General features: G+C 36.4%; 8 protein-coding genes. All 8 read right to left on the bottom strand.

What is annotated here, in order from left to right; translation table 11 throughout:
* Positions 1-3: 3 nt before the first annotated feature.
* Positions 4-1,623 carry a type VI secretion system protein TssA gene (gene tssA / locus CUB63_RS13840; protein WP_109848291.1) on the bottom strand — a complete coding sequence of 540 codons (1,620 nt, stop codon included), beginning with the start codon at positions 1,621-1,623 and terminating at the stop codon, positions 4-6.
* 45 nt (positions 1,624-1,668) lie between these two features.
* Positions 1,669-4,989, bottom strand: coding sequence for an ImcF-related family protein (locus tag CUB63_RS13835; RefSeq protein ID WP_109848290.1), 3,321 nt, complete (start codon positions 4,987-4,989; stop codon positions 1,669-1,671).
* A complete protein-coding gene (locus tag CUB63_RS13830; RefSeq protein WP_109848289.1) occupies positions 4,989-6,386 on the bottom strand; it encodes a hypothetical protein in 1,398 nt (465 codons plus the stop codon). Before CUB63_RS13830 ends, CUB63_RS13835 begins: the two co-directional genes overlap by 1 nt.
* Complete coding sequence (locus tag CUB63_RS13825; protein WP_072063441.1) at positions 6,387-6,641, bottom strand: PAAR domain-containing protein; 255 nt, start codon at positions 6,639-6,641, stop codon at positions 6,387-6,389.
* Between the two features lie 198 nt (positions 6,642-6,839).
* A complete protein-coding gene (locus CUB63_RS13820) occupies positions 6,840-7,610 on the bottom strand; it encodes a T6SS immunity protein Tli3 family protein (RefSeq protein WP_109848288.1) in 771 nt (256 codons plus the stop codon).
* 143 nt (positions 7,611-7,753) lie between these two features.
* The gene (locus tag CUB63_RS13815; RefSeq protein WP_109848287.1) at positions 7,754-9,877 is read right to left on the bottom strand and encodes a T6SS effector phospholipase Tle3 domain-containing protein; all 2,124 of its coding nucleotides are present in this window, start codon (positions 9,875-9,877) and stop codon (positions 7,754-7,756) included.
* Positions 9,874-10,626, bottom strand: coding sequence for a T6SS immunity protein Tli3 family protein (locus CUB63_RS13810; RefSeq protein WP_109848286.1), 753 nt, complete (start codon positions 10,624-10,626; stop codon positions 9,874-9,876). Before CUB63_RS13810 ends, CUB63_RS13815 begins: the two co-directional genes overlap by 4 nt.
* A gap of 86 nt (positions 10,627-10,712) precedes the next feature.
* The coding region (locus tag CUB63_RS13805; protein ID WP_157955985.1) for a hypothetical protein at positions 10,713-11,039 on the bottom strand (327 nt) is incomplete at its 5' end.

Here is an 11,039-nt window from a genome sequence, read left to right as displayed (position 1 = left end):
AGATTAGGAATATAAAATTGCAGAGCGAACGGGATCGATAGCGGTTAATTCACTGAGTAATAGTTCCATCTGTTGTTCTATGCGGGATTTATCTGAGGTGTTACGTTGAATTTTGGCTCGGAAAAGATGAAGTTGTCGTGCCTTCACTTCAAAAATATAGTTGGGTTCCCATTGTGTTAACGACATAGAAAGTGCTTTTTTATCGAGTTCGCGCAATAAATTTAATGCCAGATCGTGGCGAGCGAATTGTTCTGCTATTCGTGCCATTATGAGATTTAATAACCATTTTTGTCTTGAAGTGCTGATGTCAGGGCGATGTTGTAGCCATTTTAATGCAACGTCTATACCTTCATTATCAGCTTGTAAGATAGCTTCGGTTTCTAATGCCAGTATTGATTGATCTTCAGATTGATTAGGAACATTGGTTGATAACCCTTGCATGACATCAAAGTTTTCTTCCATAATCTGTTGTTTTATCCAACTTAATGTGACTTCATCGGCAAATGGCGTGCCATCTTCCCATGAGAGTTTCTCTAAATCAGGAAGACGGGTAAGGAATTGTTTTAAATCGTTTTTTATAATATCAGACCATGCATTCCAAGGCGCAGGGGATTTACTAAGTGCTTGATAGAGATACCATTGCACATCTAACCAAAAATGGTTAACACCTTCTGCAAAAAGCTTATCCGCTTGCTCCGCCAGTTCCCCCCAGCTTTGTTGTAAATAGAGGCGTTTAAGTTGTGCTCTTGCATCGGTTCTTGGTGGTGAAAGGCGAGTACGACCTTGCTGATCTTGTGGTGGAAGTTGATGGATCGTATCCCATCTCACCACTTTCATTAATCTATGTCCTGCTAACCAACCATGAGATTGATTACGTAGATAATTAGCGAGCATTTTGGATTGTTCTAATAATTCACGACCCGACTGTATGGTCTCTATTGGTGTGCTCTGTGAAATTGAAGGAGAAGTGGAACTGTTGTAAGTTGGATCAGTCCGACTAATGTTTTGTGGGACTAATGAATTTGTCCCGCCTGATTGAGCTAGGCGTTTTTCGAGTGCTTGATATAATCCTGAAAATTGTGGCTTTTCAGTTTCATTCCATGTTCCAAGCTCTGTTTCAATGTTGGCTAATAAGGCGATAATACGAGAAAATTCATTATGATCGACCTCGGGATAAAGCGATAAGCTATCTAAAACACGTTGCCCAGATAACCACTCTAAAGCAGATTTCCGACTAGTGGCTCGGCTCGGTAATAATGTGTCGTGATAGCGAATAAGTAATCCAGCCAAAAGCCCCAAAGAATCGGCAAGTCCGTGTTCACCTTCTTTGTGCAAGCGTGCCCAAATATAATAAGTTACAACTCGCATATCTTTGCAGGTATTAAGTAGCAACTTTTCAGCAAGTAAACAAATGAGCTCCGTATCGGCACCAGAGAGTTTATTAACTTCTTCTTTCATTCGCTCAAAGTCATCTTCATAGCTGGGATCATCACCAACAGGTTGATTAGGCGTAATGGGTAATAGCCAACGATCCCATAAACTGATTTGTTGTTGAGCAAGTTGTTGCGCTTTGTTTGTATCATCAGCAAAGCATGATGAGATTAAGGTATCCAATAAGGACATAGTGAGCGTATTTCCTTTTGAGATATTAGGGAATGTGATTTTTATTTAATCCAAAAAAATTTTTTCTGGTAACACAAAATTACGGAGTTGTAAGAGTGCAATTGGACCCTCACCCATTTCTGTTCTTAAGGTGTAGTTAAGTGACTGTCCATTTAAGGTTTTCCAACTGACAGAATAACTGCTGGTGTTACCGGCATAAGGGGTGATATTGGCATCTTCCAATAAACGGATAATGCCCCAGACGCCACGATAATCGCCATAAATACGTGTGCCTGTATTCGTTGTGATCCAACTGAGCGATGCACCAGAGGCAACGGTATCTGCTGGCCAAACAAAGCGCTGCCATTGCGGTTGTTGGTTATCATAGATAAGAGACTGTTTATCTATCATAAGATGGGTTTGCATGATGTTTGGAGATGTCCCAGGGCGTAATTCAAAGTAAAGACGCGCTTCACCATTCGCAAAAACCACATCCCCTAAGTAGCTTAGTTTATCTAAGGCTTTTAAGAACTCGGGATTAAACGTTAAGCCTTGGGCATTGGTGGTATCGGGTACCCAGTGCGTCCCTTCTTTATGTAAAACACCGCTAAGGTGAGTCTCAAGAAAACGTTGAATACGCCCATTATCAGGGCGTAAATATTGCGCCATAAGAGGCAGTGAGATTTCACTTTGCGTATTTTTGAGTGGATAACGTCCACCAAAGGCGCTATTCCAGTCATTCACAACCGCATTTCGCCATTGGGTATTGATACCTTGCGCAGTCGGCGCTAATAGCTGTTGCCATGCTTGAGATATCGGTTGTACCAGTAGTGTTTGCCCAAAGCCATTCCACTCTTGACCAAAGCTTGCGGCGATTAAGCTTCCGTAATCTTGTGTTTCGGATAAATCGACCGTTTTTCCTTCGAAAACACTGCGGGCTAAGGCTTGAGACATCGCTTGGGGATCAGGTGCATTAACTACTTGTTGGAGTTTTAAACGTACTCGCGTTACACGTGTAAGATAAGCTTGTAAGCTTAATGCATCACTATTTTGTACTGCAGATTGCGGATCAGTAAAAGCCAGTATCGGTGCAAAAACAGGCTCTAGAGGGCCTGTGAACGCTGCTTTTTGGCTAATTACTGGTTGTTGCTCTTTGTTTAATAAATCTTTGGCGGAATTCACAAAAGAGTCAGCGAGCTTTTCTTGCTGGCGACCGGTTTTACCTTGATAAGAAAGCGTATTCATCAGTGCAATAATGGGGGACTGTCTGATATCGCTCATAAGTGTGAGTTGATCAATTGTATCAGATAAACTCTGTGTTTCTCGCCACTGTAACCCATTGAGAAAGCTTAACCAACTGCCCGAAAAATCATTAAAATAGCGCTCGGTGAGATTTTGTTGCAGTTTTTCAGGTGAGATATCAATATCGGCCTCTTTTTGTGTGTCACTCAATACCCAATCTATTTCTTCTCGTCTTTCATGAACGGCTTTTTTAATCGCAGGTTCAATCGACTCTTCCCAGGCTTTACGCGTAAAAATACCGGGTATCGTTTCAGTGGTGCTGAGTAAGAAACTGACATCGGTATCCCCCGTCATATCATCTAGCGTCATATCCGCAAAGTTATGTTGGGCTTGCTGTAAGATTTTTTGGTAAAGCGCAGATTCACCATTACGTTGACCAATTTGTCGTATAAGAATAGTGCGACTTCCGGCGACTAAAGTACGATTAGGTTTGATAGTCCATTCATTATGATACGGCAATTGAGAGGCATAGAAGGTTAATAGCTCAGTGCCTAATGTTTGCCATTCACCGTCTTTTAGATCTTCATTTTGATGCCAAATATTGAGTACATTTTCAGTAAAAAAAGTGGGTTCGATACGAGACGGCTCACTCATCATTAAATAAGCTTTCAATATTTGATAAGCAGATTGCGCGCCTTCTATGCGTTCAGCACTTTCGGGTGGAAGCTGCACAAAGCTTTGAAGATAAGCTTCGAGGCGCTGTTGGGTCGAGTCACGTAATAATGGCAACATGGACTGGCTATAAACCGGCCATAAATGATGGAGCAATTGATTGTTACTACTTAAGCCAAAGCGTAACCAAAATGGCACCGCAGTCTGTTCGCGATAACTCAATAACCCTAATGTTTGTTGCAATCCATATTGGGCTTGTAAACGCGCAAGTTCAGACTGGTGATTGTCTGTTGCCAACTGCGCTTGTTGCTGGCTTTGAGTAATTAATTGGCGATTCATAAAGTAAGAGACCACCATACCAATGCCCCACAACGTCATGGCCGTTGCGACGGTATATTGCAAAATACGTTTTGAATTTAAACCTAACGGTGAAGCTTTTAATTGTGGTGGAAGTTGTTTATTTGCAGAGAGTAGCGCTTTCCAGTGTGTATTCTCTGTCCATTGGTTATTTAACGATGTCGTGGAAGATGAAGATAGATTCTCACGAACAGGTGTACTAAAGAGCATGCCCGCAAAGGGTAATGAGCGATAACCCGATAAAAGTGGCGCTAAATTATTGGCGAGTTCTTCACATCCTTCATGCTGTAAAAAACGGGCTAAAGCTAATAAATAAGTGTGTGTTTGATTATGTAATACGGCTTGTGTGCCTTGCTCAATAAGTGCAGGTAAGCATTTTTTTAAGTCAGTAGACAGCTCTTCAGAAGTGGTTTTTAATGGCACAGAATAAAGTACTGTAGGTGTTTCATCTGCGGTTATTTCACCGTTATTACTGACGTTCCATAGCCAAATAGGCGCCTGCCAGCGTAATTGACGAAAGAGCTGGTGGAAATAACGGCTTGCGATGTCTGTATTGGCTGGGTTTAAGTGATTAAATAAAGAATGGCCCAATGGTTGTTGCGATAGACTATTCTCAGAGACCCAAATAACCGCATCAAGCGGACGGCGGCGACGCAGTTGTTTTAAATCTTGAATTAAATTTTCATCAATAGGTTGATGGATATCGCCACCATAGATAAGCAACGTACCGTTGTTTTCTTGCCAGCGTTCAGTCGTTAGATTAGGAGCGAGTTTTTCAATAGAAGAGGAGGTGCCAATAAGGAGTTGGATTGATAATTTAGTTTTGTAAATAAAAGAACCATTTTCTTTTATATTTAAGGTGTTGTTTTTTTTGTTGGTTATATTTTCTTTATCATTATTTTCATCGTCAATATCTATAGTAATCTTGGGTTTTAAATAACGAGAAAGAAAAAAAAGGACAATTAAAGAGAGTGTAATTGAAAAAACTAATAAGTAAGATTGTGTTGCAGTTATCGATACTTTATTAAATATGACAAATAAAAATACAATTGTAGTTAATATAATTATTGAAAGAATGATAAATATTGAAATATATCGAGTTATTTTTGATTTCATTATAAATTCCATTTTTTATTGAGCGTTTTTAAAAAATAAAATTTCCAGTAAAAATTAATGTAAATTTTTTTAATCACACTAATTATTATAATAGTAAAAAGAAACGAAGTTGAAATAATGATTATTCTTTCATTATCAAACTCTACATTTTCAATGTTATTTTTAATAACAATGGAAATAAAAGTGAAAAAACCCACAAGAACTGTACCTATTGGGAATGATGATTTTGGTATGTTTGCATAATGATTTTTAATATATGATTTTTTAGTTCCTATTGTTTGGCAGTAGTAGATGCCATCTAGTTTATAAAATAAAAGCTGGCTATTTTTTCTGAATTTTGATAGGGAAATTAGTGCTACTAAATGATATATGGATAATTCTTTGTAATTGTCTATATATTCATTAAAAAAATAACCTTGTGGATAGCTTTCTAAGGATAATTGATAGCTTTTTTCGTTTCTTAACTTTATTAAGATATTGCTTGAATTTACTTCTTCAATATCAATAAAATTGACCTGTTTTATATCCTTATTACTTTGTTGTTGAATTAATGTCATTGTTTTGATGCTCTCATCTATATTATCCATATTAAATGGCATTGGTTGAAATAATTTTAAAAATCCCTTTCCTTGGTTATGAGATAGTATAATTAAACTTGCAAATTCATTTTCTTCATTAGTAGATAATGAATAGTTGTTGATTGAGAAAATAAATGTAGTTACTTTCTTGCTTCTAATTAAATTTAATTGTTTGCTATAGTCTGGTTTTTTTTGAAAGATGATCTCATAATTATTTAGGTAGTTATCAAAAAATGATTCTAATTTGTTTTTTATAAAGTCACTCTGTTCAAATAAACTATTTATTATAATTAAATGGTTTTCATTTTTACTAATTTTTATATCCTTGATACTATTTGTTAAAAGTTTTACTATATAAAAAACTCTTTCCTCACCAACAATATTTTCTCTTTCTAAATCTATTAATTTATTGTTTGATTTTGTTTTTTCAAATGTGTTTTCGTTATTGAAGTTGGAAATGATTGATGAGTTGTTAGATATTATATTTGAATAGATTAAATATAACTTATCTTGCTTTAACTTTATCCATTTAGTTAGTAAATCGGCTTGCCAAAAACACCAGTAAATATAAAGAGTTTTCTTTATTTCCCAAAATAGAGTGTATGAAGATAATAACAGTAGAGAAATTAAAAAAATAACTGAAGATAATATTACACCATCATGACTTATGATATAACTATTAAAATTTGTTTTTATTATAAATTTCAATATAAAAAAATAAATTAAATTTATAAATAGTATTGTGCTACTTACAGTTAATAATGGAAATGGTTTATTTACCCAATGTGGTGGATTATAAGGAGGTGTCCAATATTTCATTTATATTTCCATATCATTAGAAGTTGAGTAAATAATAGCACCACATTGTGTCTTACAACCATCAAATACAATTCCTTTACCATCCTCATTATAATGTGAGCTACTTTCAATAATTTGATTATCTCCGTGTAGAGGACATGAAACAGTATCATAAAGAAGAGTGGCACTTTTCCCATCAACAATAAGAGTAGAACTTGATGATATAACTTTACCTCCATGTGATGTGGGGTCACCGAGTCGAATAATATTTTTCATTTTATTTTCTCTAAATAGATTTTTTGATATTGTTAATTATAATATTTTGTTTAATCAATTAAATATTGCCTTCTTTAATGGAATAATATTCCCTCTCTTAATTTATCCATGAAAAAATAATAATACTAGGCAAATGAGATTTAACATAAATAATCCTTATTTACATGGTGTTATTTTATTTCGGTATGATGATAAATATTATTTTTTAATTATATAATCTCGCCCATAGTCACCTAGCTTTGACATCGGGGAAATGGAAGGATCACTGCAATCAAATCGGGTTTGTCCTGAAGGTGTTCTTATTCCAGAGAGGGGAGCTTCTAGAGTATGAGGTTTCCATGTTCGATTTTTTATCTCTTCAAGGGTTGGATAGGGCTCTTTTTTCCAATATGAAATATCTAGTGGAATATTTTGGGTAGAAGAATTAAAACTTCCCCCAATATAATAATAGCTATCCGTTACCACAATAGTAAAATAAGTGGTCTCATGTACAGGATTAAGCGTCTTATTCCCAAGCGGTGTAATGAGTGGCATTAATTTTCCTTTAGAATAGAGTAAAACCGAGCTTTGGCAACCATCACGCCGACCTGCGCAACCATGCCAATTACTGGATGTAGCAGGAAAAGCGATATAATCATCCTGTGTGGCAGCCCAAATTAAACGGCCACGAAAGTTACATGCCGAACCGTTATACACTTTAAAGTGGGCTTGCGTTTGTGTGTTGTTATAAAAAGTATAGCCTTCTCGTTTTTCATTAAATTCTTCAAGGGTAAAAAAACGGTGGTCGTCAATACGGTAAATGACCACGGGCGGTTTAAAGGTTTTCCGTAATTCGGCTAATTGACGTTGTTGCTCAATCTTATCTTGTTCTGCTTTAATCGCGGCTTTTTCTTTTAATGATAAACAGCCGGTTAATAGTGTGGCACTAAAAATAAACAGTAATGAGAACTTAATACGATGCAATAACATGGCTTATTCCTTTTAATTGTGCTGATTTATTTAAAGTGATTTTTAGATAATTAATATTTTTTCTTTTATGGCTTTTTTATTATTTCGGGCATTTCAGGTATATCTAATACACCTTTCTCCATATAGCCATCTAAGCCACTTAGTCAATCCGCATATTTTCTTAACTCATCCATTTTTTCTGGACTTCTACCTATTTCACAATAACCAATAGGTAAATCATAAGTGACTACACGACGAAGAAACAGTGAATTTCTTGGTAATGTACCATGATCAGTAGGGCGTTGATTATATTCGCGAATACGTGTTCTCATCTCTTCTAAGGTTTCATATTTTGTAGTTGCATTTTTTTCTTGAGGATCTAATAGTGGATTATTCTGGAGTATTTTCTTCTCTTCTGGGGTGAGTTCAACCCAAATACGATGTTGATAGGTATAGAGATCTTTATAGAAGTAATATTCGGCATCTTTGGGAGTGTAGATATCTAATCCATCATCATAAAGAATTTGCCCATAACCTTGGCCTAAAGGTATCTCTTGTTTCTGATTATCAGCATTGATATTAATTTCAGGGGTTGGTTTATCCTCTTTTTTTTCTATTACGGTAAAATCTTCATCAAAGGTTGCCAATTCGGCTGGTGTAATAGGGTGAGGTACTTCTGGGGCATTAATATTTAGTGAAATATTCGCTGAAGGTTCAGGCCACGCTAAGCCTTCTAATGTTTTGGTATTACTGTCCCAGAAAATATTACCATCACTGAATCGTCTATTTGCATCAGTAAATATGGTTTTGGGGTTAGGTTTTCCACCACAAGGCGTATTACGTGCCAGCATTCTGATATAGGGTGGATGCTCAAGGTCAAATAATGGATGATGCTGTATTTGTCCTCTTTCTTTAGTATTAGGAAGCGGGCACCAACCAATACTTTCTAACGGTGATGAACCCATTACGCGATCGTGTGGATTACAATAAATATAGAACCGCCCGTGATTATCTCTTTCTTTAATAAATTCACCTTTAGTGAATTTTTCCTTATTTATTTCGATATTTTTTTTATTTTCTTTATTCTCGTTATCTCTAATATCAAGCTTATTCCCTTTATATATAATTACATCAGGAGTCCAACTTTTTTTATCTTCACTTTCTCCGACAACTAGACTTGAATATCCACAAGGCGATCCCTTTAATCTATTTTTGTTTTTTGCAATCTTATCAATGATTGCTTTTAGCGTGGCTTCACGCTGTGCTTGATCAATATTTTCACTGTAAATATAAGAGTAGCTATTTAAAAATTTATCTTCGGTAGCATAGGGAGAATTTAAAACAAAGAGGCTATCAGGAGCTTCAATTGCTGCTGCGGCTAACGCTATCATCGTGCCTTGGCTGTGTGAAATAATGGTAACGGTATCATGGGAATTGTATTCACGTATTTTCTTGACTAAATTGGCTAGCCGTTTTACAGCATGAGCATAATAGTGACGAGGAGGAGACTTTGTTAATAACCGGTCTGATTCAGGGTTAAAGGTTTGTACATTAAAAGGGATTGGCGTTGGGATCACAGTCCATAACATCGCGAGATTGCTAAAGCCACTCTTACTCCATAAACTGACTAAATTATTGCAGCCATTTTGAAATGGCCCTCCACCCCAGAAAAAAGGGCCTTTATGTTTAATTTTTTCATTAATAAAGAGGCGTCTTTTACGATAAGGCAGAGAATTGTATTCTTGTACGATATTGTATTTTTTTATATCTTCGGGGGTCCAATATCTTTTATCTTCATGACTGTATTCGGGGTTAAGTATTTCACTGACTAAGCGGTGGTAGCTTTCTCCTGCTTTATTTTTTAATGGAATACAATATTGACCTAAATCTTCATCCGTTGCACGGTATCCCCAATAAAAACGGATCACCGGGGAATTACCTAACTTTTTTAATGTTCGAATGGGCTCTTCATAAATATAATGACTATTATCATAATTTTTTTCATCTAAAATAAATTTGGGTTCATAATATTCATTTTGTTTTAATTGATAATCTGTATTAGTTAAATTTAACCGTTCATTAAGCCCTGAACAAAGTTCGCGTTCAGCATCTTCATACCACTCTCCTTCTGAGTTCACCCCGTGAACAAAAATGATAATTCCGGGTAAGTGGGGTTTAGCATGGATTTCTGCTCCAATATTGGCAGCATGGGTGATAGAACGCCATTCTTGACTACCATCAAGGCATTCTTTGGGTTTTAGCCAACGGGTTGGCTTACTATTGCTCATAACTTTTCTGCCTGTGAAATAGGGTAAATAGAAGGGGCACTGCAATCAAAACGAGTTTGCCCCGAGGGAGTTTTTAGTGCAGAAGAGGGGGATTCTTTATCCCCGAGACTGCTATGGACATAATTTGAATCAGTGGGATCAAAATAAAATTTTCGCCACCAAGGATCATCAAGATTATCATTTTTTAAACGAGAAGCTGTTGATTTTCCTAAATAAAAACCCTCATCGGTTACAATAATATCGAAAAAAGAAGAGTAATAACCGGGATGATCAGTATTACCACCAAACCCCCCATTTGTGGGCCTAAAGTTTTTCCCATCATCCAAGGTGACAAGAATAACGTTAACGCAACCTGTTTTTGTTCCTGCGCAACGACTGGTTACACGACTCAATACCCCCGGAAAAGCAAAAGCATCGTCGCGTTTGGTTGCCCAGATTAAGCGACCTTGATAACGACAAGCCGAGGATCGAATTAATTCTTGATGTATTCCTTTTTGAGTATTGTTGTAATAAGTCGAGCCACTGCGCCTTTCATTATATTTTTCTAAGGTAAAAAAGCGGTGGTCATCAATACGGTAAATGACGGTGGGAGGACCATAACTTTTAATTTCCTCGTCAATTAAACGTTGTTGTTCGGCTCTATCTTGCTCCGTTTTAATTGCTGCTTTTTCTTTTAATGATAAACAGCCGGTTAATAGGGTGGCACTCAAAATAAACAGTAAGGGAAATTTAAATCGATGTAATAACATGGGTTGTCCTTATTAAGATGATGCTGTTTTATTTTTAAGTTAATGATGATCTTTTATCAGGAGCTAACCAATGGGGTTAGTATTCATCATTTTTCTGCCTGTGAAATAGGGTAAATAGAAGGGGCACTGCAATCAAAACGAGTTTGCCCCGAGGGGGTTTTTAAATTATTTGAAGGTATTTCTTCGTCACCTATATCATCATGGACATAATTAGAATCGGTAGGATCAAAATAAAATTTTTGCCACCATGGATCATCAAGGCTATCATTTTTTAAGCGCGAAGATGATGAATTACCTAAATAAAACCCCTCATCGGTTACAATAATATCGAAAAAAGAAGAGTAGTAACCGGGATGATCAGTATGAATACCAAACCCCCCATTTGTGGGTCTAAAGTTTTTCCCACCATCCAA

This window comes from Proteus penneri (assembly GCF_003144535.1).
Classification (GTDB): domain Bacteria; phylum Pseudomonadota; class Gammaproteobacteria; order Enterobacterales; family Enterobacteriaceae; genus Proteus; species Proteus penneri.
Note: the sequence above shows the minus strand (reverse complement) of the source record. Positions and strands in the feature narration are given on the sequence as shown.